Genomic DNA, 417 nt, shown 5'->3' on the forward strand with positions numbered 1-417 from the left:
TAAGCAAGCTGGCATCATCAAAATATTTTGGCGGTTTGGTTTCGCGCTGCTCCATGTCTACTTGAGTACATGTCCCTTCGGTGCCCTTGGTTAAACTGGCCAAATCCAGCGCGTTTTGGTTGGGTTCGTCTTGATGTTCACCTTTAAACAGCACTTCCCAGCCTTGCTTATTGAGGGTGGTTTGGGTGGCGCGGTAGCAGCGACCGGTGCAAGTGACATCGAGCGCGACTTTGTCACGTACGGATCCAGGGTAGAACAGCGCAATAAAGCGTTTGGCCACCAACTCATACAAGTTGCGTTCACGTTCGTTTAGCTCGATGCCCGCGCCGCTTTTCTCGGTTGGCACGATAGCATGGTGCGCTTCAATTTTGCTGGCATTGAACGCTTTATGGTTCGACGTCGGCGATGCTTGAGCTA

General features: G+C 51.8%; 1 protein-coding gene. It reads right to left on the reverse strand.

Annotation, left to right across the window (positions count from 1 at the left end; genetic code table 11):
- The coding region (locus AW165_RS18610; RefSeq protein ID WP_228138768.1) for a DNA topoisomerase at positions 1 to 417 on the reverse strand (417 nt) is incomplete at both ends.

This window comes from Acinetobacter sp. LMB-5 (genome assembly GCF_001541635.1).
GTDB lineage: Bacteria > Pseudomonadota > Gammaproteobacteria > Pseudomonadales > Moraxellaceae > Acinetobacter > Acinetobacter pittii.